Raw genomic sequence first — 23,685 nt, forward strand, 5'->3', positions numbered from 1 at the left:
TGGTCGGGGCGCGCTAGCGTCCGGAAAGTCAGATCCGCTCATCGGAGGAGCAGAAATGCGAAACGGTTTCCCGCCCCGTCTGTTGGAAGCCGTCTCCTCGAAGGATCTGACTCCGCGTGCCCTTTCTCAATCTCGGGATCGTCGCCCATGTCGACGCCGGTAAGACCAGCCTGACCGAGCGTCTGCTGTACGCCGGAGGCGTGATCGACGCCGTTGGCAGCGTGGACGCCGGCACCACCCGCACCGACTCGCTCTCCCTAGAACGCCGCCGCGGCATCACGATCAAGACCGCCGTCGCGTCGTTCCCGCTGGGCGACCGCATCGTCAACCTGATCGACACGCCCGGCCACCCCGACTTCATCGCCGAAGTGGAGCGGGCCCTCCGCGTGCTCGACGGCGCCGTTCTCGTCATCTCGGCCGTTGAGGGCGTCCAGGCCCAGACCCGCGTACTCCTGCGCACCCTCCGCCGCCTGCGCGTGCCCACGCTCATCTTCGTCAACAAGATCGACCGAGCCGGCGCACGCTACGACAGCGTTCTCGCCGAGATCACCACCCGCCTGACGCCCGACATCGTGCCCGTCAGCAGCGTGCACAACCTCGGCATGCCCGACGCCTCGGCCCACCAGCTCGGTTCCGCCGACCCCGCATTCGCCGCGCGCCTGGTCGACCTGTCCGGCGACCCGGCCCTGCTCGCCCACTGGGTGCATGACGAGCGGTCGATCCCGTACGCGGCCCTCCGCCAAGTCTTACGTGCACACACCCGATCCGCGGCCATCCACCCGGTCTTCTTCGGTTCGGCCGTAACCGGCGCGGGCATCGACGCGTTGTTGCACGGTCTGACCGACCTGCTGCCGCCCGCGACCGGAGACCCCAACGGCCCACTAGCCGGCACAGTCTTCAAGATCGAGCGAGACCGGGCAGGATCGCGAGTCGCCTACGTCCGAATGTTCAACGGCACGCTGCACATCCGAGACCACCTCCCGGCCGGCGTAGTAACAGCGATCGAAAGAATCTCCGTAGCAAGCTCAGCCGTTCCCGCAGTTCCCCCCGGCGTCACGATTCCATCCAGTGCCCCGGGCGCGGCCACTTCCGACGTTTCAACCACGGCCGCGCGTTCAGACAGCCCTGAGCGTCCGGCTGGTCTTGAGCGTTCGGCCGTGTCCGCGCATTCAGTCGGTGACGAGCGTTCGGTCAGGCTCGCGCATTCAACCCGCGACGACCGTTCGAGTGACGATGAGCGTTTGGCCGCGCCCGTGCAGTTGGCCGGTCATGAGCGGTTGAGCGGTGATGAGCGTTCGGTGGCAATCGCGCATCCAGTGAGCGATGAGCGTTCAGGTGATGGTGAGCGCTCGGATGATGCGGCCGCGCAATTGGCTGAGGTCGCGCGGATCGGTCGTGGGCGGGTGGCTACGGCTGCGCGTTTGGACAAGAGCGGACGGCCTAGGGTGTCCGTGTCCGCGGGGGAGATCGCCAAGGTGCACGGTCTGCGGAGTGTGCGGATCGGGGACTCGGTCGGCGCGGGCGATGGCGCGGGTTCGGGGGAGTTGTTTGCGCCGCCCAGTTTGGAGACCGTTGTTGTTGCTGTGCATGACTTTCAGCGACGGCAACTGCATTCGGCTCTGACCGAGCTTGCTGAGCAGGATCCGCTGATTGATCTGCGCCGGGACGAGCGGCGGGGTGAGCTGGCCGTTTCGCTGTACGGCGAAGTTCAGAAGGAAGTGCTCGAAACCACGTTGGGTGAGGACTACGGGGTCGAGGTCGCGTTTCGCGAGAGCAGCGTGATCCACGTTGAGCGGCCCACCGGCACGGGACGGGCGCTCGAAATTCTCGGGCAGGACGGCAACCCGTACCTGGCCACTCTCGGGCTATTCGTGGAGCCGGGCGACGGGGTGAGCTTGGAACTCGACGTCCCGATCGAGCAGGTGCCGATCCACCTTTTCAAGACCGAGGAGTTCTTTCGCGAGGCCCTCGAGGACACCCTCCGCCGTACGGTCTCGCAGGGGCTCTATGGCTGGCAGGTGACCGGCCTTCGAGTGGTCGTGACCCGGACGGGGTTTGTCTCGCCGATGACCGGCGCCGGGGACTTTCGCAAGCTGTTGCCTCTGGTGCTGATGGCGGCGCTGTCGGAGGCGGGCACTGTCGTGTGCGAGCCCGTGCACCGCTTTCGGCTGGACGGGCCGGCCGAGACGCTCAGCGGTGTGCTCGGGTTGTTCGGTCGTTACATGGAGTCCTCGTTGATCGACGGGCCGCTCTTCGTGATCGAGGGCCGCGTCCCGGCCGCCCGGCTGCGTCAGCTGGAACAGGCGGTTCCGGGGCTGACCCGCGGCGAGGGTGTGCTGGAAAGCGCGTTCGACAGCTACCAACCGGTGCCGCCGCCCTACCCGGTGCGGGACCGCTGGGACGACAACCCGCTGGACCGCAGGGAGTACCTGCTGCGTGTGGAACGTCGCCTGCGGTTCTGACGCGTCGGGGCCGGCCGTCCACCACGGCCGGACGGGCGCGCGGCGGCCCGGACCATTTTCGCAGGTCGCGGGCGGCAGCCGCCGAAGGCGGAGGGCTGCCCCGGCTGCGTTTGGGGGAGCTGACGAGGCGTACGTCCTCGTGGTTTTGACAATGTTCTTGCGGGCACGTTGGTGTATCCCATTGCAATAGTGTGTGAGACACAGTATTGTTCTGGGCATGACAATGGACGCGACGCTAGCCAGCCACCTGCAGGAGCTGCGACGCGGCACGGTGGTCGTCGCCAGCCTCGCCGTGCTGCGGACTCCGGGGTACGGCTACTCACTGCTGGAGACGTTGAGCCAGGCCGGGTTCGAGGTCGAGGCCAACACGCTCTACCCCCTGCTACGCCGGCTCGAGAGCCAGGGACTGCTCACCAGTTCGTGGAACACCGACGAGGCCCGGCCGCGGAAGTTCTACACGACCACCCCGCAGGGCGACGCGGTTGCCGACGCCCTGCGCACCGAGTGGGCCCGGCTCGACGAGGCCATCGGCGACCTCTCCACCACCGACATCAAGGAGTGACCACCATGACCACGAATCTTGTCGACCGTTACGTTTTCACCGCCCTCCGCCGCGTGCCCGAGCAACAACGCGCCGACATCGACCGCGAGTTGCGCGCTTCCATCGAGGACGCGGTGGACGCGCGCATCGAAGCGGGCGAGGCGCGCGAAGCGGCGATCGAGCGCGCACTGCTCGAGTTGGGTGATCCGGACAGATTGGCCGACAGCTATGCCGACCGGCCCAACTATCTGATCGGTCCCGAGCTCTACCCGGTGTGGCGCCGTTCGCTGATGATGCTGCTCACGATGGTCCTGCCGATCGTCGTGATCGTGGCGGCGGTCGTGCGGATCCTGGCCGACGACGCGGGCTTCGGCGAGGTGATCGGCTCGTCGATCGGCACGATCATCAACGTCGGCGCGCAGATGGCCTTCTGGGTCACGCTGGCCTTCTGGATCGTCGAGCGCACCGGTGCGGGCAAGGACGACCTCAATCGGCCGTGGACCCCCAAGGACCTTCCCCGGTACGAACCCGGAGCGCTCACCCGCGTGCAGTTCGCGGCCAACATGGTCTGGCCGGCCGTGCTCATCCTGGCTCTGGTGCTGCAGCAGTTCACGTTCACCGACGAGCCGCTGCTCGACCCGGCGAACTGGTCGTTCTGGTGGCCCGTGCTGATCGCGCTGACCGTTCTCAAGGGGCTGTGGGCGTTCTGGGTCTACCGGATCGGCGCCTGGACGCGGGCGGTCGCGGCGGTCAACGCTGTGCACGGCGTCGTGGTCGGCGGCCTGATCATCTATCTGCTGGCCACTGACAACTTCTTCAACCCGGCGTTCACCGGTTTCGCCAACGCGGATGTCGACCTGGAGGGCTGGATCTCGGTTGTCGTCATGATCTCGACCGGGGTGAGTATCGCGTACGAGATCTTCGATGTGGCTCGCAAGGCGGAGCAGGCCCGCAAGGGCCTCGGCGTCAAGATTCCCGGCACCGGCAACACGTACACGGCCAGCTGATCCGTATCGGAGCGCCCCTCGGTTCGCCGGGGGGCGCTTCGGCGTGTGTGGTCAACGCGACAGGGTGGCGGATACCGCGCGACACCGCGCATCGCGTTGCCGAGCTGTGAGCCGCTTGCGGACATGAGTTGAGTGAACGCTCATAGTCCCCTGAGCAGATGGGCCCCGGTCGAGTGCACACGGGCGCTGGGCCGGTCGGCATGGAAGGCCCGCGAGGGGTGCGGGCCTACGGTGGCCGCATGCCTGAGCTGATCGAACCGACAACCCGGCTGCACGAGGCTTTTCTCGACTGCCACAACGAATGGGGACCGGGCCTGCACGAGGACGGCTTCGGACTCGGCGCCGACGACGACGTGCGGACGCCCGAGGGCTTCGCCGCCTGGGTGACGCGAATTCTGCGCGGATCCCACCCGACGGGCACCCCTTGTCCCGAGGGCAAACACGCAACAATGCGCTGGATCGTCGAGGACGGGCGAGTTCTCGGCGGAATCGCGCTGCGGCACAAGTTCGACAACCGGCTCGGCCACATCGGGTACGGGGTCCGGGCGTCGGCCCGGCGCCGCGGCATCGCCGGCTGGGCCCTGGGTGAGATGCTGGTCGAGGCCCGCGCCGCCCTGGGGGTCGACCGGGTGCTCGTTCCCTGCCTGGCCGGCAACATCGCGTCGGCCCGCACGATCGAGAGCCGCGGCGGTGTGCTCGAGGAGATCTGGCAGACCGCGAACGGCCCGGTCCGTCGCTACTGGATCGAGCTGAGTGCGCCCGGAACGGGTCGCCGGGTTGCGGGGCCGGCCACACCACCCGCTTAACCGTCGAGCCGCGCGGCCGCGACCGCCAGCCACAACTGCACCCGATCGGCCGTACGCGCAAGTGAGCGCCCGGTCAGCCGCTCGATCTGCTCGAGGCGGTAACGAACGGTGTTGCGATGCACGATCAGCCGGTCGGCCACGGTGGCAACCGACCCGTCCGCGTCCAGATACGCGCGCAACGTCGCCAGAAGCGAGCCGGCGTGCGCGGCGTCGAATTCGCGCAACGGCCGGAGCACATCGCGCGCAAGGTCGCGCAACGGCACGTCGTCGCCGGCGAGCAGGAGACCGGACAGGCTCATCTGTTCGCGCTCGTTGATGCCCGGCCCGCGGGTCATCGCCTCGTGCGCCTCGTAGTAACTCCACCGCAGCCCGCTCATGCCGGTGTGCCAGCCACCGATGCCGATCCGCACCGCGCCGCCCGGCCGATCCAGATGCGCGTGCAACTGCCGGGCGGTCTCGCGCGCGGGCCGCCCCGGTTCGAGCACCGCGACCAGGCAGTCGTCGAACACGGCGGTGGTGGCACCCGGCAGCGGCGGCCCGGTCAGCAGCCGTACGGGCGTGTCCACCGTGGCCACGACGAGCGCATGTTCATCCTCGTCCCGAATCCCGAACGGGGCCAGCCGCCGCGAGGCCTCGGGCGCACCGATCGTGCCGCGCACCAGATCTTCGAGCACCTGCCCGGCCAGCCGTCGCGTCCCGGCCAGCTCCGCGCGGCGACGCGCCAGTTCCAGACCCACGAGCGAGACCGCGTACGGGAGGACGTCCGCCGATCGCCGTGGCCGGCGGCAGCACAGAAACGCCACCACGGTGTCCTCCACGCTCACCGGAATCGCCATCGGCAGTCCGCCGGATGCGCGATTCGGGATGGCCGTCGGCAGTCCGCCTGATCCGCGATTCGGGTTCGCCGCCGGCCGTTCGCCCGACGTGCGACCCGAGGTGGCCGCCGGTCGATCGCTTGGTGCGTGGTTGCTCGGCGCGCGTTCGCTCGATGTGCGTCCGCTCAATGTGCGTTCGCGCGATGCCTGGTCGTTCGATGCGCGTTCGCTCAACGTGCGTTCGCTCAACGTGCGTTCGCTCAAGGTGCGTTCGCTCAAGGTGCGTTCGCTCAAGGTGCGTTCGCTCAACGTGCGTTCGCTCAACGTGCGTTCGTGCGCGGCGAACAGGATTTGCTCGACTGGCCACGCTGCGCTGGGCGGGGCTGTGGCCAGCACTTGTCCGAAGAGGTCGAGCACCATGGCGGGCGCGCCGAGGATCTGGTGCAGCGACGTGATCAGCGCGCCCAGCCCGCGTCCCGACAGCAGCGCCCGGGCCAGGGTGTCGTGTTCGCCGAGCAGGTCGGCGAAACGTCCGTACTGCTCCTCGAGCACCCGGTCGGCGACGAAGCGGTCGACCGCGATGAACGGGGTCGCGTACGGGATCTCGATCACCGGCAGGCGTGCCGCGCGGGCCGAGTCGAGGGTTGCGTCGGGAATGCGGGAGTGGGTCAGTCCGATGCCGAAACCCAGTCCGGCCGCCCGGCCCTCGGCGACCCGGTGCACGAAACGCCGCTGCGCGGTCTCGTCGGTCTGGCCGAGACCGGTCGTCAGCACGAGTTCGCCGCCGCTCAGGAACGGGCGTGGATCGTCCAGTTCGGTGACCGCGCACCAGCGCACCGGCTGGCGGAGCGCGGCCGGTTCACCGCCGGCCAGGCGCAGGCTCAAGTCGGGATCGGCGAGCACATCCGCCAATCGCAGCGTCATGGCCGGACTGTACTGCCGCACAACGGCTGCGCGTAAGCACTGGACTGCTGTCCATTTACCGCGATCATTGTCCGCCTCTACGGTGACGGGCACCACGTCGCGAGGGGGTGCCCGATGCTTCAGCTCACGCCCCGCATCGGTGGTCACCCGGTCAGCGCCGACGACTGGATCGAAGTGCTCAGCCCGTACGACGGTTCGCCCGTGGCCCGGGTCCCCGCGCTCGGCGCCGCGCACGTCGAGGCGGCGGTCGAGGCGGCCGGGCGGGCGCTCGAACGTGACGACTTCCCGCAGTACCGCCGCGCGGAAGTGCTCGAACGCGCAGCCGAACTGCTGGCCGAACGGGTCGAGGAGTTCGCGGTCACCATCGCCCGCGAGGCCGGCAAACCGATCCGCGATGCCCGGGCCGAGGCCCGGCGCTGCGTCGACACGCTGCGCTTCTCGGCAGTGGAGGCCCGGCGGCTGGCGGGCGAGGTCGTTCCGATGGACGCGTCGGCGAGCGGATTCGGCCTGCTTGGTTTCACCGTGCGGCAGCCGGCCGGGGTGGTCGCCGCGATCAGCCCGTTCAACTTTCCGCTCAACCTGGTCGCCCACAAGCTCGGCCCGGCGGTGGCGGCCGGCTGCCCGGTCGTGCTCAAACCGGCCGAGCTGACCCCGGTCTCCGCGATCCGGCTGGTCGATCTGCTGGTCGAGGCCGGGCTGCCCGCCGACTGGATCTCGGTGGTCACCGGCACCGGCCCCGGCGCGGGGATGCCGCTGGTGCTGCACCCGGTGCCCGCGGTCGTCTCGTTCACCGGCAGTGTCCCGGTCGGCCGCCGCATCCAGCAGGCCGCGCCCGGCAAACGCGTGCTGCTCGAGCTGGGCTCCAACGCCCCGGTGATCGTCGAGCCCGACGCCGACGTGCCCCGGGCGATCGCCGCGATAAGACAGGGCGGCTTCGCGTACGCCGGTCAATCGTGCATCTCCACGCAACGGGTGCTCGTGCATCGATCGCTCTATCCGTCGTTCGCCGACCAGCTCCGCGCGGCGGCCGGCAGCCTCGAGGTCGGCGACCCGCTCCGGGAGGAGACCGAGGTCGGCCCGTTGATCTCGTCGTCGGCGGCGGACCGGGTCGCGCGGTGGCTCGCCGAGGCCCGGGCCGCGGGCGCGGCAGTGACCGGCGGTTCCCTCACCGGGTCGCTGATGACCCCCGCGATCGTCGCCGACCCGCCCCGCCACCTCGACGTCTACCGGCAGGAGGTGTTCGGGCCGGTGGTGACCGTGACCCCGTACGCGGATCTGACCGAGGCGATCGCGCTGGCCAACGACAGCGACTTCGGGCTGCAGGCGGGCATCTTCACCGCCGGCCTGAGCTCGGCCCTGCGCGCGGCCCGCGAGTTGCGGTTCGGGGGCGTGCTGATCAACCAGGGACCGACGTTCCGCGCCGACCAGCAGCCCTACGGCGGGGTGCGCGACGCCGGCAACACCAGGGAAGGACCGGCCTACGCCGTACGGGAAATGACCGATCTGAAGTTCGTGATGGTGAGCCCATGACCACGCCCATGACCACGCCCGTGAGTGAGGCCGCGATCGTTCTGTCCGGGCTGCGCAAATCGTTCGGCGCTGTCGATATGACTGAGCCCGGGATCGACTGCTGGTGGTGGGCGGTGTGAGTGAGGCCGCGATCGTTCTGTCCGGACTGCGCAAATCGTTCGGCGCCGTCGAGGCGGTGGCCGGGATCGACCTGGAGATCTCCGACGGCGAGTTCTTCTCGATGCTCGGGCCCTCCGGATCGGGCAAGACCACGGTGCTGCGCCTGATCGCCGGGTTCGAGCGACCGACCGCCGGGACCGTGTCGTTGAGCGGCCGCGACGTGACGAAGCTGGCGCCCTACGAGCGTGACGTGAACACGGTCTTCCAGGACTACGCGCTGTTCCCGCACCTGAGCGTGATCGAGAACGTCGAGTACGGGCTGAAGGTGCGCAAGGTCGGACGGCGCGAACGCCGCGCCCGGGCCGTCGCGGCGCTGGAGACCGTACGGCTGGAAGGGTTGGAAAGCCGCCGGCCGAGCGAGATGTCGGGTGGCCAGCGGCAACGGGTCGCTCTGGCCCGCGCGCTGGTCAACCGGCCCCGGGTGCTGCTGCTCGACGAGCCGCTGGGTGCTCTCGACCTCAAGTTGCGCGAGCAGATGCAGGTCGAGCTCAAGCAGATCCAGCGCGACGTCGGCATCACGTTCGTCTTCGTCACCCACGATCAGGACGAGGCGCTGACCATGAGCGACCGGGTGGCCGTGTTCGACGCCGGCCGGATCGCCCAGGTGGGCACGCCCGAGCAGGTGTACGAGCATCCGGCCACCCCGTTCGTGGCCGGTTTCGTCGGCACGTCCAACCTGCTCAGCGGGGACGCCGCCCGGCGGGTGATGAGCCGCGACGGCACGTTCTCGGTGCGCCCCGAGAAGATCACGCTGAGCGAGACCGGCGACGGCGTTCCCGGCACGGTCGCCGAGGTCGTCTACGCCGGACCGGTGACCCGCTTCGTCGTCGACCTGGACGCGGGCGCGCGCATGGTCGTCGTCGAACAGAACCGCCGGACCGGCACGGCCGCGCTCACCGGCATGCGGGGGAAGAAGGTACGGCTCACCTGGCATCAGGAGCACGTCATCGAGATTGGAGCGACCCATGCGGCATAACACCAAGGCGCTCGTCGCGACGCTGGCCGTCGGCGTGCTCGCGCTCGCCGGTTGCGGGGGAGGCGGCGACGACGGCGGGGGCGGCCAAGGCCCCGGCGGCCTGACCGTTCCCAAGATCGACAAGCTGGCGTCGCTGGGAGCGGGCGAGGGCTCGGTCAACGTCATCGCCTGGGCCGGGTACGTCGAGGACGGCTCCTCCGATCCCAAGGTCGACTGGGTGTCCGGCTTCGAGAAGGAGACCGGCTGCCAGGTCAGCACCAAGGTCGCCGGCACCTCGGACGAGATGGTCGCGCTGATGAAGACCGGCGAGTACGACGTGGTCTCGGCCTCCGGCGACGCCTCGCTGCGGCTGATCTACGGCGGTGACGTCGCCCCGGTCAACACCGACCTGATCGCGAACTACAAGGACGTGTTCGACGGTCTCAAGGACAAGCAGTGGAACTCGGTCGGCGGCCAGCCCTACGGGGTGCCGCACGGCCGCGGAGCCAACCTGCTCATGTACCGCACCGACACCGTCAAACCGGCGCCGACGTCCTGGGGCGCCGTCTTCGACCCCGCCTCTCCGTACAAGGGCAAGATCACCGCGTACGACTCGCCGATCTACATCGCCGACGCGGCGCTCTATCTCATGAAGACCAAGCCCGACCTCGGCATCAAGAACCCGTACGCGCTGGACGACACCCAGTTCAAGGCCGCGACCGACCTGCTGACCGAGCAGAACAAGCTGATCGGCGAGTACTGGTCGGACTACACCAAGGAGGTGCAGGCCTTCAAGAGTGGCGACTCCGTGCTCGGCACCACCTGGCAGGTCATCGCCAACCTGGCCACGGCGGACAAGGCGCCGGTCGAGGCGATCCTGCCCACCGAGGGCGCGACCGGATGGTCCGACACCTGGATGGTCTCGGCGAAGGCCAAGCACCCGAACTGCGGCTACCTGTGGATGAACCACATCATCTCGCCCAAGGCCAACGCCGGGGTCGCGGAGTGGTTCGGCGAGGCGCCGGCCAACAAGCTGTCCTGCGCCGAGACGGCCGACAAGAACCACTGCACGACATTCCACGCCGACGACGAGGCCTATTTCGGCCAGGTCTGGTACTGGACCACCCCGCTGGCCCAGTGCGTCGACGGACGTACGGACGTGACCTGCAAGGACTACGCGGCCTGGACCCAGGCCTGGACGACGATCAAGGGTTAGCGTGTCCTTCTTCCACCGGCACCCGCGGTTGCGGCTGGCCGCGCTGCTCTCGGCGCCCATGCTGTGGCTCGTCGTCGCCTATCTCGGTGCGCTGGCCGTGCTGCTGGTGTCCGCGTTCTGGACCGTCAACGGCTTCACCGGCGAGGTGGTCCGGGAGTTCTCGCTGCAGAACTTCCGGACCATCGTCACCGAGGAGGTCTATCGCAACGTCACCGTGCGCAGCCTGGGGATCGCCGTCGCGGTCACCGTGATCTGTGTGGTGCTGGCCCTGCCGATGGCGTTCTTCATGGCCAAGGTGGCCACACCCCGCGCGCGAGGCTGGCTGGTGATCGCCATCCTCACCCCGCTGTGGGCCTCGTACCTGGTCAAGGCGTACGCGTGGCGGGTGTTGCTGGCCAACGACGGCCCGCTCGACTCGGTGATCGGCACTCCCGGCTACGGACTCGTCGCCGTCGTCATCGTGCTGTCCTACCTGTGGCTGCCGTACATGATCCTGCCGATCTACGCCGGGCTGGAACGGCTGCCCGACTCGCTGCTCGAGGCGTCGGCCGACCTGGGCGCGCGGGCCGGGCGTACGTTTCGCGGGGTGGTCCTTCCGATCCTGGTGCCCTCGATCTTCGCCGGTTCGATCTTCACGTTCTCGCTGTCGCTGGGCGACTACATCACCGTGCAGATCGTCGGCGGCAAGAGCCAGCTGATCGGCAACCTCGTGTACGCCAACGTCGGCGCGGCCAACAACCTGCCGTTCGCGGCGGCGATCGCCTGCGTGCCCGTCCTGATCATGGTCGTCTACCTGACCGCGGTCCGCCGCTCGGGCGCCCTGGAGGAGCTGTGACGCTTTCGGTCTGGTCCCGCTGGGCGTTGCGGGTGGTGATGGCGCTCGGCCTGTTCTTCATCTATGTGCCGTTGCTGCTCGTTCTGGTCAATTCCTTCAACGGCGACCGTACGTTCGGATGGCCGCCGCACGACTTCACCACCCAGTGGTGGAGGGCCGCCTGGAACAACGGCGGCGCCCGGGAGGCCCTGTGGACCTCGGTCAAGGCCGGCCTGGGCGCGACGGCGATCGCGCTCGTGCTGGGCACGATGGTCGCCTTCGCCGTGCAGCGCTTCAAGTTCTTCGGCCGCGACACGGTGTCGTTGCTGATCGTGCTGCCGATCGCCCTGCCCGGCATCGTCACCGGCATCGCCCTGGACAGCGCCTGGCGTTCGGTGATCGCGCCGCTCGGCCTGGGCAAGGGCCTGTTCTCGGTGATCGTCGGCCACGCCACGTTCTGCGTCGTGACGGTCTACAACAACGTGCTGGCCCGTCTGCGCCGCGGCGGCGTCTCGCTCGAGGAAGCCTCGGCCGACCTGGGCGCCTCACCCGGCCAGACGTTCCGCTACGTCACCTTCCCGGCGATCCGCTCCGCTTTGCTGGCCGGCGGCCTGCTGGCGTTCGCCCTGTCCTTCGACGAGATCATCGTGACCACCTTCACCGCCGGCCCCGGCATCCAGACCCTGCCCATCTGGATCTTCAACAACCTGTTCCGCCCCAACCAGGCCCCGGTGGTCAACGTGGTCGCCGCCGTCCTGATCGTCCTCTCGGTCCTGCCGGTCTGGCTGGCCCAGCGGGTGGCCGGCCCCGAGGCCGCCGCCAGCCGCACTTAGTTCGCCGTGGTGCAGAGCACGAACTGCTTGAGAAAGTCCGAGGCCTCGACAACTCGCGGAGACTCCTCGGCCGCACACACCGAGGGGTCGCGGGCAAAGGGGATCCGCTTGGTTATCTCGTACGTGCCGGGGCCGCAGTCGACCACAGAGCCGCTGTCGTCCAGGCACACGCCCGGCATGAGGTCCGGATAGTCCTCGTCGTCGTGGACCACGGCAGGGTCGTGACCGTCCAGGGCGTCGGCCAACCCGATGAACTCGGCCGACGGCGTGATCCCGGGAAGCCCGGCGATCCGGCTGATGTGCGCGCGTTCCTCGTCGATGCAGATCTTCTGATTGAACGTGGCCTCTTCCGACAGTTCCCAGTTGCCGTCCTTCAGCCCGACCCGGCCGCCCATCGGCGGCTTGACCAGAGCAAAGGTGCCGGCGTCGAGCGGCTCGGCCGCGCCGTCGAGGACGACCGACACCTTGACGACCGCGAGCCACGCGCCGCTCCCCTCAGCGACCGTGTGGGGTCCCACGGTCACGGCGATGCGCTCGATCGCGTTGGGCGGCACCTGGTGGCGAACGCTCGACTTCTGCGGCCTGGGATCGCTGTCTTCGACAGTGAAGCCGTAGGTCGCCTCGACCACGACCGGGCCGCCGAGCACGTAGCCACACGTGGACATGGTGCGAACCTCTTCGAACTCCACCCGGACCTCTTCCGGCAACGCCGGCGAGGTCCCGGTGTTCTGCAGCGTGAGATCGATCGTGGGTGGCTCGACGGTCGTCGAATCCGTGTTCGTGTCCGACTTCTGCTGGGCATCGATCGGATTTCCCAGAAAGGCCTCCGCCGTCACCACCTTGAGATCGCTCCGCATGACTTGCGCCTGCCGATCCACCTCCAGGTTGTCCGAAGCGATCTCGTTGGTGGCCAGCGAGATGCCGGCGGTGACCGTCGCGGTGGCCAGGGTGGCCCCCACCGCCAGCAAGGCGATGACGTCAGCCTTGGTCCACGACGCCCCCACACTCCGAAGCACCCGGATCAGTGGCAGCCGTCCCAGCCGGCCTTCTTTCGCGTTGGCGGTGTCCGTGCTGCCGGCGGCGGCGTCCGGCTTCGCAGCGTTGCGGCCCGGGGCGGCGTTCGCAGCGGCAGTCCCGGCAGTCCCGCCGCTGTTTCCACCGGATCCCGAGGCCGACCGCACCAGAGGCAGCCGGACCACCGTGTCGCGGGCCGACCGGGCCGGATCGCCCGTCCCGGATCCGGTCTGTCCGCTGCGTGGTGGTTGGTCGGTCATGCGGCCATGATGCGCATGGTCGCTGCCCCGAAGCCGCCCGGTTCACTCCGTGGGGTCACCGTCGGCGAAGCTTCTGTCGCTTCGGCACACCCCGGCCCTCGATCGGTCTCGCGGCCCGCCGGAACGGCCCCACCGATCCGCGTCGGACGACGACATCGTCGCCCGCCCGGCGGTCCATCGGCCGGTCCGGTTCAGGCCAGGGCCGGCCCGAGCTGGTCCGGTTCAGGCCGGGGCCGGCGCAAGCTGGTTCGGCTCAGGCGGGCGGGCGGGAACTGGTCCGGCTCGGGCCGCGGCGGGCGCGAGCTGGTCCGGCTCAGGCGGGCTGGCCCGAGCTGTTCGCCTCAGGCCGCGGCGGGCGCGAGCAGGTTCGGGTCAGGCGAGGGCCTGGCCCGCCGACTGGGTCTCGGTAGGCTGGGGTGCGGCGTGGTGGGTGAGGACGGCGCCGGTCATGAAGACCCCGCCGACGGCCGCGGCGCCCAGGATGCCCAGGGAGATCTGCTGCTCCTGGTCCTGGCGGCGGTCGAAGTCGGCCGGGGTCAGGACCGTGGTGCGGCCGTTGTCGGTCAGCACGTACTGGCCGTTGCGCAGCTCGGCGTCGCCGTCCAGGCCGGCGAAGGCCACGACCACGGCGAGCCAGAAGGCGAAGAACAGGACGCCGGCCAGCATGCTCGCCCAGTGCGGCACGTGCGGCGGCACCCACGAGGTCAGGGCCCAGCGGGCCCGCGGACGGGTGGTCCGATAGAACCAGCGGTTGCCGATCACGCCCGCGATCACGCCGGGCACGGCCAGGACCGCGGCCACCGCCACGGCGACGGCGGTCGGCACCAGGCGTGCGCCCGCGAACAGACCGGCGATGAGCACGGCCGACCAGAGCAGGCCGGCGGAGCTCATCGCGCTGGACACGATCAACCACCGCTGCGGAATCATCAGGTCGGACGCTAGCGGCCCGCGGACCCGTTCGAGGCGGAAATTCCTGAGAGCGAATACCGCAGGACCACGGTGCCACCGGATTCGGGACGGGCGGAGATCAGGCTCAGGCGGGTGGGCAGCTCGCCGTCGGCCAGCGCAGGACCGTCGAACACCCCCGGTGCGGGCGCGCTGCCGATCGCGGCGGGCAGCACGGTCAGCTCGATCTCGTCGACCAGCCCGGCCCGCAGCAGCGCGCCGTTGAGGCCTCCGCCGCCGGTCGACACCACGCTGGTCACGCCGAGCGCCGACCCCATGCGCCGCAGGGCCTCGCCCAGGTCGACCCGCTGCACGCCGGCGACCAGATAGCTGATCTCTTCCTGCCGCAGATAGGCCAGATAGGCCGCGGGCGTCGAGCGGGACACCAGCACCAGCAGGTCTTGGCCGCCCTCCTGCTTCATCGTCCAGCGGACCTGCCCGCGCCCGTCGACCACCGCGAACCACGACGTGTGACCGGGCCGCCCGGCCACCTCGGGGACGACGAAATCGTCGTACAGCTCGGGCGACGAGGCCACCGGCGGCAGCGGCGGGGAGTGGGGCGGCACGAACGATCCGCTGCCCTCCAACGTCGCCCCGGCGGCCACCACGCGCGCCGGCCCGGGCGGACGCAGAGACTCCCAGACCTCGCCGTCCCCGGTGGTCAGCAACGGCCGATCAGGCCGCAGCGCGACCTTGCCGTCGACGGACGTGGTCACCGACACGACAACACGCGGCTTCGACATGCCCCACTTGATAGCAGCGACCTACGACAAGATCCGGGGCTTGTGCCGCCGGTACGCGCTCACCGTCGGGTCGCCCTTGATCCAGAAACGCCACGCCACGTCGTGCGCCGAGGTCACCCCGACGCGCGGGCCGGCCTCGATCACCGAGGGGGCCACGGGGGCGGCCGGCGGCGACAGGGTCAGCGGTCCGGTCCCGTCGATCACCGACGACCCGTTCGCGCTGCGGTCGAGCGCCAGCACCTGCATCAGCTTCGCCGGGCCGGCGGCCAGATCGGCGTCGTTGCGGGCGGCCGGACGGCGCTCCCGGGCGTACGGGAAACCCTCGACGACCTCGCCCGCGCGCAGCAGCACCGCCGCGGCCCGCCCCACCTCGCCGCACACGATGTTGGCGCAGAAGTGCATGCCGTAGATCTGATAGACGTACAGGTGCCCGGCCGCCCCGAACATGACCGCGTTGCGTTTGGTCATCCCGCGATGCGCGTGCGAGGCCGGATCCTCGCCGAGCCCGCTGTACGCCTCGACCTCGGTGAGCCGCACGGTGACGCCGTTCGCCGTGAGCCGCCATCCCAGCAGCAGCCGGGCCGCCAGGTCGACCTCGGCGGCGGGCAGCTCGAGCCAGTTCTCCTCCACGGAGACAAGCCAAGCACACCCCCGGCCGAACAGAAGTCAGGGCTTGCGGGCCACCGCGCCGAAGATGGAGGCCTCGACCGGGGCGGGCCGCTCGGTCGTCTCCGGGTCGGGCCGCCAGTCGCCGACCGGCGCGATGCCGGGCGACACCAGTTCGAGCCCGTCGAGGAACGACGCGAACTCCTCGCGCGTCCGGGGATGAACATCGGACCGGCCCGTACGCAGGGACTCGTCCCATGCCGCCTTGAGCTCGGGGGTCAGCAGGTCGGTGGTGGCCAGCGACATCACCAGGTGACTGCCCGGGGGCAGGGCGTCGGTGAGCGTGCGCACGATCTGCTGCGACTGCTTGTGATCGGGCAGGAAGTGCACGACCGCGACCAGGATGAGCCCGATCGGCTTCGAGAAGTCGAGGATGCCGGCCGACGCGAGGATCTGCTCGGGGTTGCGCAGGTCCTGCTCGAGATAGGTCGTCTCACCCTCGGGCGTGCTGGTCAGCAGGGCCCGCGCGTGCGCCATCACCATCGGGTCGTTGTCGACGTAGACGATGCGCGATTCCGGCGCGACGCGCTGCGCGACCTCGTGCGTGTTGTCGACGGTGGGCAGCCCGGTGCCGATGTCGAGGAACTGGCGTACGCCGGCCTCGGCCGCGACGTAACGCACCGCCCGCCGCAGGAAGGCCCGGTTGGCCCGGGCCGCGATCCGCGCCGCGGGGTAGGCCTTGGCCAGCATGTCGCCCGACTCCCGGTCGGCGGCGAAGTTGTCCTTGCCGCCCAGCCAGTAGTTGTAGCGGCGAGCCGGGTGAGCGATGCCGCTGTCGAACCCCTCAGTCATGTCCATCATCCTAATTGGATCTTGTTGGCAGTAAAGACTTACTGTTAGCAACCATGTACTTACCCAGAGGTATGGACGTGGCTTAATCTGGCGCGGCGAGATTTTCGTCCAGCAAATCCCGTGGACTCGTACGCGGCAACCGTTGTGCACCGAAAGAGGCACTCGTGAAGGAGATCGATGAGCGAAACCGGGTCCACCGTTCCGCGCCGCCAGGTCGGCCGCCTGCTCCGTCAGCTTCGTGAGCAGGCCGGGATCTCCCTGCTGAGCGCGGCCGAGGAACTCGAGTTCTCCCGCGCCCGCATGTACCGCATCGAGAAGGGCGAGGTGCCGGTCCGCAAGCACGACGTCATCGCGATGTGCAACGTGTACCGGGCATCGCCGCGGATCACCGAGGTGCTGATCGGCCTGGCCCACGAGTCCAAGGCCAAGGGCTGGTGGCACGCGTACGGGAATGTCGTCCCGGCCTGGTTCGAGCTCTACGTCGGCATGGAGCAGGCCGCGAGCCGTCTGCGGACCTTCGCCCCGACTGTGGTCCCCGGCCTGCTCCAGTGCCGCGAGTACGCCGAGTGGATCTTTGGCAAGTGGATCGGGACCGACCCCGCCGCCGTCGACAACGCCGTCGCCATGCGCCTGGAAAGGCAAACCCTGCTTTCCCGTACGCGTCCCGTCGCACCCCGGCTGGAGGTGCTGATCGACGAGGGGGTGTTGCGGCGCTCCATCCCGGACGCGGCCGGCATGCGCAGGCAGCTGGCCCACCTGGTCAACGCATCGACCGGGCCGAACATCAGCGTGCGGGTCATCCCGTTCGCGGCCGGGCCGCACAAGGCCGCCAGCTCCGGGCAGTTCACCATCCTCGAGTTCCCGGCGGTCGGCACGGCCTCGCCCGAACCGACAACGATCTATTCCGAGAACCTCACCGGAGCGCTCTACCTCGATAAGCTCAGCGAGGTCACGACATATGAATCGATCTGGGGCGAACTCGTGTCCGTCGCGCTGAGCCCGGCCGACTCCGACGAGCTCATCGGGGCGATCATCAAGGAGAGCCATGGCTGACCTGACCGGTGCCGTCTGGCACAAGAGCACGCGCAGCGGCGGCAACGGCGGCGACTGCGTCGAGGTCGCCGTCAACCTGCCCGGCATCGTCGCTGTCCGTGACAGCAAGGACCGTGACCGTGCGGCGCTGGTGTTCACCCACGCCGAGTGGGCCGCCTTCCTCGGCGGCGTCCGCGACGGAGAGTTCGACCTCGATCTTTAGATCTCGGTGTTCCGAACCTTAAGGACGGCTTAGGGCGGCCGATCAAGCCGCCGGGACGACGCATAGTGAGGGCGCGTTGTCCCCCTATCCCCGAGGTGACCTGTCCCGTGTCGCTGTCCGCAGCCTCTCGTTTCCGTTACACGCTGGTGGCCGGAGCCACCGCCGTGGTGATCGGAGGCGGCTTCACCTTCGCCGGGCTCACCAAGGACGCCGGGGCCGACACCTCGGTCAGCAAGGCCTCCGAGCAGCAGACCCTCCAGGCGAACCCCGGTCTGCCCGCGGATCAGAACACCTCGGCCCCGCCGACGCCGGCGCCTTCCCCGTCGGCCTCCGCGACCCCGTCGCCGAGCCCTTCGGCCAAGCCGACGAGCAAGGCCCCGACGGCCACGCCGACGACGAAGAAGAAGACCTCGTCGCCCAAGGCCACCCGGACCAGGACCAAGGCGCCGGCGACCGCCCCCGAGACCAGCGGTTCGGTCATCGACCAGGTGCTGGCCCACATCAACGCCGCCCGCCGGGACGAGGGCCTGACCCCGTTCAAGCTCGACACCAACCTGTCCCGGGCGGCCGCGCTGCACAACCAGCGGATGATCGACGGCTGCGGCCTGTCGCACGAGTGCCCCGGCGAGGGCGGCATCGGCGACCGGTTCAGCGCCCAGGGCGTGAAGTGGTCGGGCGCGGCCGAGAACATCGGCTACGGCTCCAGCGGGTCGAGCGACTCGGCCAAGGTGAAGGCGGCCAACGGCCTCACCGACAGCATGCTGGCCGAGGTGCCGCCGAACGACGGCCACCGCAAGAACCTGCTCAACCCCGGCCTCAAGCGGATCGGCCTCAGCGTCGTCCGCGACAGCAAGGGCGTCACCTGGATGACCCAGGACTTCGTCAACTGATCCAGGCGTGACCCGGGTGCACCAGGGCGAGGGCGGCGTTCAGCCACTCCCGCTGGGCTGAGGTGAGCCGGGGCGCCACCGCGGCGTAGTCCTGCTCGTCCTTGGGCCGGCGGTGCTTGGCCTTGAACAGCAACACCACGTCGGGGCTCAGGTAGGGGATCCCGTCCGGGCTCTCGAGGACGATTTCCGCGTACGGGCGTCGCAGGCTCGCATCCCGGCGGGAGATCCACGTGTCGCCGTCGTGCGGCTCGCGGAACACGTCGAAGCGCCACACCTCGGCCTCGGTGTCGTACGCCCAGGTCTGATACTGCTCGGCCAGGGCCTCCGGCGTGGCCGGGCGCACCTGGCCGTCGCCCACGGCATAGAACGCGAGCTCGGGGAAACGACCGGCGATCGGGGCGAACCGCTCGCGTGGCACGGCGATCTCCAGGTCCTCGTGGTCGCGCAGCCCGCCGCCGAGATGCAGATCGACCGCCCAGCCACCGGCCACGTACCAGGGCACGCCGACCCCGGCCAGCCGTTGGGCGACCTGCTCGGGACCCCACGGTTGCCAGGCGTCGATGTCGGGTGTCATGGGCGCAGCCTAGAGTGCAGCCGTGCCCAAGATTCTGAAGTCTCTTCTCAACCGCATCGTGGGGCGCTCGGCGCCCGCTCCGGCCCCGGCGCCGGCTCCGGCACGACCCGGACGACCGCGGCACATCCCCACCCAGGACCGTGGCCGCCGCATCGAATACTCGCCGAGCCTCGACGGCGACGCCGACCCCGGCGAGATCGTGTGGACCTGGGTGCCCTACGAGGACGATCCGGCCCAGGGCAAGGACCGCCCGGTGCTGGTCGTCGGCCGCGAGGGCCACGACGTTCTGGCCCTGATGCTCTCGTCGCAGAGCGACAACGACGGCCGGCCCAACTGGCTGCCGCTCGGCCCGGGGGAGTGGGACCGCGAGTCCCGCCCGAGCTGGGTCCGCCTCGATCGGGTGATCGAAGTGAATCACGACGGCATCCGGCGCGAGGGTGCGATCCTCGGTCGTCCCCGCTTCGACGAGGTTGCCGCCCGGCTACGCCAGGAGTACGGCTGGCGCTGAGCCCGGCCGTTGACCGGCGACCCGCCGCTCCGGCCGGATAGCGTTGACGCCATGGATAAGGACGTAATGGTCGGTTTCGGCGGCAAGCAGGCCTGGCTTGCCGTCCGGGCCGACGGCCGGGACACCGCCGCCGCAAGCGTGCTCGCCGCGCTCGGGCTGCGCGACCTCGGCGAGGTGCCCTGGCGCGACGGCATCGACCTGGCCCACCTCACCGACGACCGGGTCGCCGTCACCCCGCCCCTGTCCGGGGCCCGCGACCAGCTGTGGGTGCTCGCCACCGGCCGCTACCTGATGCGCCCCGAGACCCCGGTCGACGTCGTCGGCCTGTCCGGCACGCTCGGCACCGAGGTCCAGTTCTTCGCCACCCACCGGGTCACCGAACTGCACCGCTGGCAGCGCGCCGCCGAAGGTGAGCTGATCCGCGCTTTCGGGTATGTGGGTCAGACCGGTGACGTCACGTCGTGGCACGGCGAGCCCGATCCGGCCGAACGCGACGCCGGCCTGCCCGGCGTCCTGGACGACGACACCACCGTCCTGGTGGGGGAGAAGGACGTGCTCGCCGTGGCCCACGCCTGGAGCATCGATCCCACCACTCTGACCGGGCGCCCGGCGCCGGGACCGCTGCGGATCGGCGCGGCCGACTGAGAGGGAAACCATGCGCAAGTTCGTGATCATGGGAGTGCAGGGCAGTGGCAAGGGCACCCAGAGCGAACTGCTCTGCACCGACCTCGAGCTGGTGCACATCTCGGTCGGCGACATCTTCCGCTGGAACGTGCAGAACCACACCAAACTCGGTGCGCAGGTGCGGCGCACGATGGCCGCCGGTGACCTGGTCAGCGACGACCTGGTCGAGTCGGTCGTGCGGGAAAGGCTCGACCGCCACGACTGGAACTACGGGTTCGTCGTCGACGGGTTCCCGCGCAACGGCCGGCAGGCCGAGTTCTTCATGGAGAGCTACGACATCGACGGCGTGATCCATCTCGAGCTCCCCGAGGACGAGGTCCGCCGCCGCGTGCTAAGCCGCAGGCTGTGCCCGAACTGCGGCATGGACTACAACCTGATCGCCGACCGCCCCGAGATCGAGGGCCGCTGCGACATCTGCGGCCACCAGCTGGTCACCCGGGCCGACGACACCCCCGAGGCGCTCGAGGCCCGGCTGCGCGACTATCACGAGAAGACCCGCCCGGTGCTCGAGCTGTTCGGCCGCAAGGAGGTCGTGCACAACATCGACGCCCGCCCCACCGCCGACGAGGTCCAGCAGGCCATCCGTGAGACGCTCAACCTCCCGGACTACAAGCCGGCCGATCAGAAGTCGTGACCACGTTTGCGTAGCTCGGCCTCCACCGCGTCGCACACGGCCTCGACCACGGCAAAGCGGGCGTAGTGCTTGTCGTTGCCCGGGATCACGTGCCACCGCGCCCACGTCGGGTCGCAACGCTCCAGCATCTCGTTGACGGCGGCCTCGTACAGGGGCCGCTTCTCGCGATTGCGCCAGTCCTCGTCGGTCAGCTTCCACTGCCGCAGGGGATCCTCGGCCCGGTCGGAGAACCGGCGTAGCTGCTCGTCCTCGTCGACGTGCATCCAGAACTTGACGATGATCATGCCCTCGGCGACCAGCGTCCGCTCGAACTCGACGATCTCGGTGTACGCGCGCGACCACTGCTCCTTGGCCGCGAACCCCTCGACCCGCTCGACCAGCACCCGGCCGTACCAGGACCGGTCGAACACCGCCATGCCGCCCCAGCCGGGCAGCTTGGGCCAGAAGCGCCACAGGAAGTGGTGCCGCTTCTCGTCGTAGGTCGGAGCGGCGAACTGGGAAACCCGGACGAACCGGGGGTCGAGCGGCGCGACCAGCCGCTTGATGGCGCCGCCCTTGCCGGACGCGTCCCAGCCCTCGAACACGCAGGTCAGCGGGGGCCCGATCTTCTTCTCGCCGATCTGACCGCCGAGGATCAGGCGCAGACGCAGCAACCGCTCCTGCGCCGCCTCGAGACGGGCGACGGCCTTCTTCTTCGAGATCTCGATCGGCGGTGCCCCACTACCCAGGCGACTCATCCGTACAGCATGGTCCCCCGACTGCGGTTTCGCAGCTCTCCCCGGGCCGCTTTCCCGGTGCCGCGCCCAAACCCGGTGTCCTCGCCGCCGGGGCGTGCGGGACAATCGCGGGGTGACTCTCGTAGACGATTTGACATGGCGTGGACTGATCCAGGATTCGACCGATCCGGCCGCGCTGGCCGAGGCGCTTTCCGGCGATCCGATCACGTTCTATGTGGGCTTCGACCCCACCGCCGCGTCGCTGCACGTCGGTCACCTCATGCAGGTCGTGACGGCGAGCCGGCTCCAGCGGGCCGGGCATCGCCCGCTCCTGCTCGTCGGGGGCGCGACCGGCCAGATCGGCGACCCGCGCGAGTCCGCCGAGCGCACCCTCAACCCGCCCGAGGTCATCGAGGGCTGGGTGCAGCGCATCCGCGAACAGCTCGCGCCCTTCGTGACGTACGAGGGAAGCAACGCGGCCACTCTGGTCAACAACCTGGACTGGACCGGTCCGACCTCGGTGATCGAATTCCTGCGCGACGTCGGCAAGCATTTCCCGGTCAACAAGATGCTTGCCCGTGACGTGGTGCGCAACCGGCTCGAGAGCGGCATCAGCTTCACCGAGTTCAGTTACCAACTGCTCCAGGCCAACGACTTCTTCCAGCTGCACGAGCGGCACGGCTGCGCGCTGCAGTTCGGCGGTTCCGACCAGTGGGGCAACATCACCGCCGGCGTCGATTTCGTGCGGCGCCGCGGGGCCGGGCCGGTGCACGCCTTCACCACGCCGCTCGTGCTCAAGGCCGACGGCACCAAGTTCGGCAAGAGCGAGGGCGGGGCCATCTGGCTCGACCCGGAAATGACCTCGCCGTACGCGTTCTACCAGTTCTGGATCAATTCGGACGACCGCGACGTCAACAACTACCTGCGGTTCTTCAGCTTCAAGAGCCGTGAGGAGCTGGAGGAACTGGAGAAGGCGACGGCCGACCGGCCGCAGGCCCGGCTGGCCCAGCGGGCGCTGGCCGAAGAGGTCACCGCTCTGGTGCACGGTCCCGAGGAGGCGGCGCAGGCCATCTCCGCGAGTCAGGCGCTGTTCGGGCGAGGATCCCTCGACGAGCTCTCGGCCGACACTCTGCGCGCCGCCCTGGGTGAGGCAGGCCTTCTTCCCGTACGCGGGGAGATGCCGAACTACGCGACGCTGCTCAAGGAGTCGGGGCTGGTCGCCAGCGCCAACGAGGCCCGGCGCACGATCACCGAGGGTGGCGCCTACGTGAACAACGAGCGCATCACCGACGGTGAGGCCGTGCCCGCGACCGCCTCCCTGCTGCACGGCCGGTTCCTCGTGCTGCGCCGGGGCAAGCGCACCTTCGCCGGCGTGGAGTACGCCGCCTGATCGTCCAAAGGGCCTCTGACCTGAGGTTTTAGCGCTGTCGGCTCCCTGTGACGTGGTTCGCAGGGGGCCGATTTGGCGGTCGGGGCCGGGTGCCTGTAATGTTTTCCGAGCCGCCAGGGAGACGGGCGAGCGAGCGGGACTCTTCAGAGGCCCGGCGCGGCCGTCCTGGAGGAACCCGGAGAAATGCCTCAGCAATAGCTGGTGTAGATTTCTGCGGGCTCGGGCAGTTCCGGAAGGTCATTTCCCGCCGATTACGCGGATTTGACGAGAAGGAAAAGCCCGAGTAAAGTAAAACGAGTGCCCCGGAGCGGTTAGCCGGGTGTGGTTGTTCTTTGAGAACTCAACAGGGTGCTTGATAAGCCAGTGCCAATTAGTTATACCCCGGCCGGCTTCTTTCGGGAAGTTTGGTTTGGGATTCCTTTGGCAGCATTTATGTTGCCGGGACAGTTTTTCAACAAGTTTTTGTTGGAGAGTTTGATCCTGGCTCAGGACGAACGCTGGCGGCGTGCTTAACACATGCAAGTCGAGCGGAAAGGCCCTTTCGGGGGTACT

General features: G+C 69.3%; 25 protein-coding genes and 1 rRNA gene. 18 read left to right on the plus strand and 8 right to left on the minus strand.

All coding sequences use genetic code 11. The annotated features are described in order from the left end of the window. The first annotated feature begins 116 nt into the window (after positions 1–116). The 4 genes from ACZ3I4_RS14625 (at position 117) to ACZ3I4_RS14640 (ending at position 4,816) form a co-directional block, all read left to right on the plus strand. On the plus strand, positions 117–2,462 hold the full coding sequence (locus ACZ3I4_RS14625; protein ID WP_465382390.1) for a GTP-binding protein: 2,346 nt from the start codon (positions 117–119) through the stop codon (positions 2,460–2,462). A gap of 217 nt (positions 2,463–2,679) precedes the next feature. Continuing rightward, positions 2,680–3,024 carry a PadR family transcriptional regulator gene (locus ACZ3I4_RS14630; RefSeq protein WP_465382391.1) on the plus strand — a complete coding sequence of 115 codons (345 nt, stop codon included), beginning with the start codon at positions 2,680–2,682 and terminating at the stop codon, positions 3,022–3,024. Between the two features lie 5 nt (positions 3,025–3,029). Further along, positions 3,030–4,010 (plus strand): permease prefix domain 1-containing protein, encoded by a 981-nt coding sequence (locus ACZ3I4_RS14635; RefSeq protein ID WP_465382392.1) that lies wholly within the window; start codon positions 3,030–3,032, stop codon positions 4,008–4,010. Positions 4,011–4,249: 239 nt separating this feature from the next. Further along, on the plus strand, positions 4,250–4,816 hold the full coding sequence (locus ACZ3I4_RS14640; RefSeq protein ID WP_465382393.1) for a GNAT family N-acetyltransferase: 567 nt from the start codon (positions 4,250–4,252) through the stop codon (positions 4,814–4,816). Here ACZ3I4_RS14640 and ACZ3I4_RS14645 read toward each other — a convergent pair. Beyond that, entirely contained in the window at positions 4,813–6,555 is a 1,743-nt protein-coding gene (locus tag ACZ3I4_RS14645; RefSeq protein ID WP_465382394.1) for a PucR family transcriptional regulator, read from the minus strand. The two genes, ACZ3I4_RS14640 and ACZ3I4_RS14645, sit on opposite strands and share 4 nt — an antisense overlap. 114 nt (positions 6,556–6,669) lie before the next feature. On the opposite strand from ACZ3I4_RS14645, the gene ACZ3I4_RS14650 reads away from it, so the two are divergent. From ACZ3I4_RS14650 to ACZ3I4_RS14675, 6 genes are read left to right on the plus strand one after another with little or no spacing between them, the layout of a single operon-like run. After that, a complete protein-coding gene (locus ACZ3I4_RS14650) occupies positions 6,670–8,085 on the plus strand; it encodes an aldehyde dehydrogenase family protein (RefSeq protein ID WP_465382395.1) in 1,416 nt (471 codons plus the stop codon). After that, positions 8,082–8,204, plus strand: a complete 123-nt coding sequence (locus ACZ3I4_RS14655) for a hypothetical protein (RefSeq protein ID WP_465382396.1) — start codon at positions 8,082–8,084, stop codon at positions 8,202–8,204. Before ACZ3I4_RS14650 ends, ACZ3I4_RS14655 begins: the two co-directional genes overlap by 4 nt. Then, positions 8,201–9,220, plus strand: coding sequence for an ABC transporter ATP-binding protein (locus ACZ3I4_RS14660; RefSeq protein ID WP_465382397.1), 1,020 nt, complete (start codon positions 8,201–8,203; stop codon positions 9,218–9,220). Before ACZ3I4_RS14655 ends, ACZ3I4_RS14660 begins: the two co-directional genes overlap by 4 nt. Next, complete coding sequence (locus ACZ3I4_RS14665) at positions 9,210–10,415, plus strand: ABC transporter substrate-binding protein (RefSeq protein ID WP_465382398.1); 1,206 nt, start codon at positions 9,210–9,212, stop codon at positions 10,413–10,415. Before ACZ3I4_RS14660 ends, ACZ3I4_RS14665 begins: the two co-directional genes overlap by 11 nt. Before the next feature lies 1 nt (position 10,416). Then, positions 10,417–11,250 carry an ABC transporter permease gene (locus ACZ3I4_RS14670; protein WP_465382399.1) on the plus strand — a complete coding sequence of 278 codons (834 nt, stop codon included), beginning with the start codon at positions 10,417–10,419 and terminating at the stop codon, positions 11,248–11,250. Next, positions 11,247–12,062: an ABC transporter permease gene (locus ACZ3I4_RS14675; RefSeq protein ID WP_465382400.1), complete on the plus strand. Its 816-nt coding sequence runs from the start codon at positions 11,247–11,249 to the stop codon at positions 12,060–12,062. Before ACZ3I4_RS14670 ends, ACZ3I4_RS14675 begins: the two co-directional genes overlap by 4 nt. On the opposite strand, the gene ACZ3I4_RS14680 is transcribed toward ACZ3I4_RS14675, so the two are convergent. The 5 genes from ACZ3I4_RS14680 to ACZ3I4_RS14700 form a co-directional block, all read right to left on the minus strand. Beyond that, complete coding sequence (locus tag ACZ3I4_RS14680; RefSeq protein ID WP_465382401.1) at positions 12,059–13,336, minus strand: hypothetical protein; 1,278 nt, start codon at positions 13,334–13,336, stop codon at positions 12,059–12,061. The two genes, ACZ3I4_RS14675 and ACZ3I4_RS14680, sit on opposite strands and share 4 nt — an antisense overlap. A gap of 372 nt (positions 13,337–13,708) precedes the next feature. Continuing rightward, positions 13,709–14,263: a hypothetical protein gene (locus ACZ3I4_RS14685; protein ID WP_465382402.1), complete on the minus strand. Its 555-nt coding sequence runs from the start codon at positions 14,261–14,263 to the stop codon at positions 13,709–13,711. A gap of 11 nt (positions 14,264–14,274) precedes the next feature. Continuing rightward, positions 14,275–15,024 carry a dihydrofolate reductase family protein gene (locus ACZ3I4_RS14690; protein ID WP_465382403.1) on the minus strand — a complete coding sequence of 250 codons (750 nt, stop codon included), beginning with the start codon at positions 15,022–15,024 and terminating at the stop codon, positions 14,275–14,277. A gap of 21 nt (positions 15,025–15,045) precedes the next feature. Next, positions 15,046–15,654 carry a DNA-3-methyladenine glycosylase gene (locus ACZ3I4_RS14695; RefSeq protein ID WP_465382404.1) on the minus strand — a complete coding sequence of 203 codons (609 nt, stop codon included), beginning with the start codon at positions 15,652–15,654 and terminating at the stop codon, positions 15,046–15,048. A gap of 36 nt (positions 15,655–15,690) precedes the next feature. Next, entirely contained in the window at positions 15,691–16,482 is a 792-nt protein-coding gene (locus ACZ3I4_RS14700; protein WP_465382405.1) for an SAM-dependent methyltransferase, read from the minus strand. Positions 16,483–16,659: 177 nt separating this feature from the next. Here ACZ3I4_RS14700 and ACZ3I4_RS14705 point away from each other — a divergent pair, with 177 nt between their 5' ends. From ACZ3I4_RS14705 to ACZ3I4_RS14715, 3 genes are all read left to right on the plus strand, one after another. Further along, a complete protein-coding gene (locus tag ACZ3I4_RS14705) occupies positions 16,660–17,535 on the plus strand; it encodes a helix-turn-helix domain-containing protein (protein ID WP_465382406.1) in 876 nt (291 codons plus the stop codon). After that, positions 17,528–17,737, plus strand: coding sequence for a DUF397 domain-containing protein (locus tag ACZ3I4_RS14710; protein WP_465382407.1), 210 nt, complete (start codon positions 17,528–17,530; stop codon positions 17,735–17,737). The genes ACZ3I4_RS14705 and ACZ3I4_RS14710 overlap by 8 nt, the downstream gene beginning before the upstream one ends. A gap of 107 nt (positions 17,738–17,844) precedes the next feature. Then, positions 17,845–18,627, plus strand: a complete 783-nt coding sequence (locus ACZ3I4_RS14715; RefSeq protein WP_465382408.1) for a CAP domain-containing protein — start codon at positions 17,845–17,847, stop codon at positions 18,625–18,627. Here ACZ3I4_RS14715 and ACZ3I4_RS14720 read toward each other — a convergent pair. Continuing rightward, on the minus strand, positions 18,620–19,201 hold the full coding sequence (locus tag ACZ3I4_RS14720; RefSeq protein ID WP_465382409.1) for a nucleotidyltransferase domain-containing protein: 582 nt from the start codon (positions 19,199–19,201) through the stop codon (positions 18,620–18,622). The genes ACZ3I4_RS14715 and ACZ3I4_RS14720 overlap by 8 nt on opposite strands. Positions 19,202–19,223: 22 nt before the next feature. Here ACZ3I4_RS14720 and ACZ3I4_RS14725 point away from each other — a divergent pair, with 22 nt between their 5' ends. The 3 genes from ACZ3I4_RS14725 to ACZ3I4_RS14735 are packed head-to-tail and all read left to right on the plus strand — an operon-like array spanning position 19,224 to position 21,027. Continuing rightward, positions 19,224–19,709, plus strand: coding sequence for a type II toxin-antitoxin system PemK/MazF family toxin (locus ACZ3I4_RS14725; protein ID WP_465382410.1), 486 nt, complete (start codon positions 19,224–19,226; stop codon positions 19,707–19,709). A gap of 51 nt (positions 19,710–19,760) precedes the next feature. Continuing rightward, positions 19,761–20,354: a hypothetical protein gene (locus ACZ3I4_RS14730; RefSeq protein WP_465382411.1), complete on the plus strand. Its 594-nt coding sequence runs from the start codon at positions 19,761–19,763 to the stop codon at positions 20,352–20,354. A gap of 10 nt (positions 20,355–20,364) precedes the next feature. Beyond that, positions 20,365–21,027: an adenylate kinase family protein gene (locus tag ACZ3I4_RS14735; protein ID WP_465382412.1), complete on the plus strand. Its 663-nt coding sequence runs from the start codon at positions 20,365–20,367 to the stop codon at positions 21,025–21,027. On the opposite strand, the gene ACZ3I4_RS14740 is transcribed toward ACZ3I4_RS14735, so the two are convergent. Next, positions 21,015–21,764, minus strand: coding sequence for a polyphosphate kinase 2 family protein (locus ACZ3I4_RS14740; protein WP_465382413.1), 750 nt, complete (start codon positions 21,762–21,764; stop codon positions 21,015–21,017). The genes ACZ3I4_RS14735 and ACZ3I4_RS14740 overlap by 13 nt on opposite strands. A 112-nt stretch (positions 21,765–21,876) precedes the next feature. On the opposite strand from ACZ3I4_RS14740, the gene tyrS reads away from it, so the two are divergent. Both tyrS and ACZ3I4_RS14750 read left to right on the plus strand, forming a co-directional pair. Beyond that, positions 21,877–23,133: a tyrosine--tRNA ligase gene (tyrS, locus tag ACZ3I4_RS14745; protein WP_465382414.1), complete on the plus strand. Its 1,257-nt coding sequence runs from the start codon at positions 21,877–21,879 to the stop codon at positions 23,131–23,133. Between the two features lie 462 nt (positions 23,134–23,595). Then, positions 23,596–23,685, plus strand: a 16S ribosomal RNA gene (locus ACZ3I4_RS14750); the annotation flags it as partial.

Source organism: Actinoplanes sp. NPDC021490, assembly GCF_055562135.1.

Excerpts from the sequence above, each read along its gene's own strand:
- ACZ3I4_RS14685 (WP_465382402.1), bottom strand. The coding sequence starts at position 14,263 with ATGATTCCGCAGCGGTGGTTGATCGTGTCCAGCGCGATGAGCTCCGCC.
- ACZ3I4_RS14705 (WP_465382406.1), top strand. The coding sequence starts at position 16,660 with ATGAGCGAAACCGGGTCCACCGTTCCGCGCCGCCAGGTCGGCCGCCTG.
- ACZ3I4_RS14635 (WP_465382392.1), top strand. The coding sequence starts at position 3,030 with ATGACCACGAATCTTGTCGACCGTTACGTTTTCACCGCCCTCCGCCGC.
- ACZ3I4_RS14680 (WP_465382401.1), bottom strand. The coding sequence starts at position 13,336 with ATGACCGACCAACCACCACGCAGCGGACAGACCGGATCCGGGACGGGC.
- ACZ3I4_RS14740 (WP_465382413.1), bottom strand. The coding sequence starts at position 21,764 with ATGAGTCGCCTGGGTAGTGGGGCACCGCCGATCGAGATCTCGAAGAAG.
- ACZ3I4_RS14720 (WP_465382409.1), bottom strand. The coding sequence starts at position 19,201 with ATGACACCCGACATCGACGCCTGGCAACCGTGGGGTCCCGAGCAGGTC.
- ACZ3I4_RS14645 (WP_465382394.1), bottom strand. The coding sequence starts at position 6,555 with ATGACGCTGCGATTGGCGGATGTGCTCGCCGATCCCGACTTGAGCCTG.
- ACZ3I4_RS14730 (WP_465382411.1), top strand. The coding sequence starts at position 19,761 with ATGGATAAGGACGTAATGGTCGGTTTCGGCGGCAAGCAGGCCTGGCTT.
- ACZ3I4_RS14655 (WP_465382396.1), top strand. The coding sequence starts at position 8,082 with ATGACCACGCCCATGACCACGCCCGTGAGTGAGGCCGCGATCGTTCTG.
- ACZ3I4_RS14690 (WP_465382403.1), bottom strand. The coding sequence starts at position 15,024 with ATGTCGAAGCCGCGTGTTGTCGTGTCGGTGACCACGTCCGTCGACGGC.
- ACZ3I4_RS14735 (WP_465382412.1), top strand. The coding sequence starts at position 20,365 with ATGCGCAAGTTCGTGATCATGGGAGTGCAGGGCAGTGGCAAGGGCACC.
- ACZ3I4_RS14640 (WP_465382393.1), top strand. The coding sequence starts at position 4,250 with ATGCCTGAGCTGATCGAACCGACAACCCGGCTGCACGAGGCTTTTCTC.
- ACZ3I4_RS14650 (WP_465382395.1), top strand. The coding sequence starts at position 6,670 with ATGCTTCAGCTCACGCCCCGCATCGGTGGTCACCCGGTCAGCGCCGAC.
- ACZ3I4_RS14700 (WP_465382405.1), bottom strand. The coding sequence starts at position 16,482 with ATGACTGAGGGGTTCGACAGCGGCATCGCTCACCCGGCTCGCCGCTAC.
- ACZ3I4_RS14710 (WP_465382407.1), top strand. The coding sequence starts at position 17,528 with ATGGCTGACCTGACCGGTGCCGTCTGGCACAAGAGCACGCGCAGCGGC.
- ACZ3I4_RS14630 (WP_465382391.1), top strand. The coding sequence starts at position 2,680 with ATGACAATGGACGCGACGCTAGCCAGCCACCTGCAGGAGCTGCGACGC.
- ACZ3I4_RS14665 (WP_465382398.1), top strand. The coding sequence starts at position 9,210 with ATGCGGCATAACACCAAGGCGCTCGTCGCGACGCTGGCCGTCGGCGTG.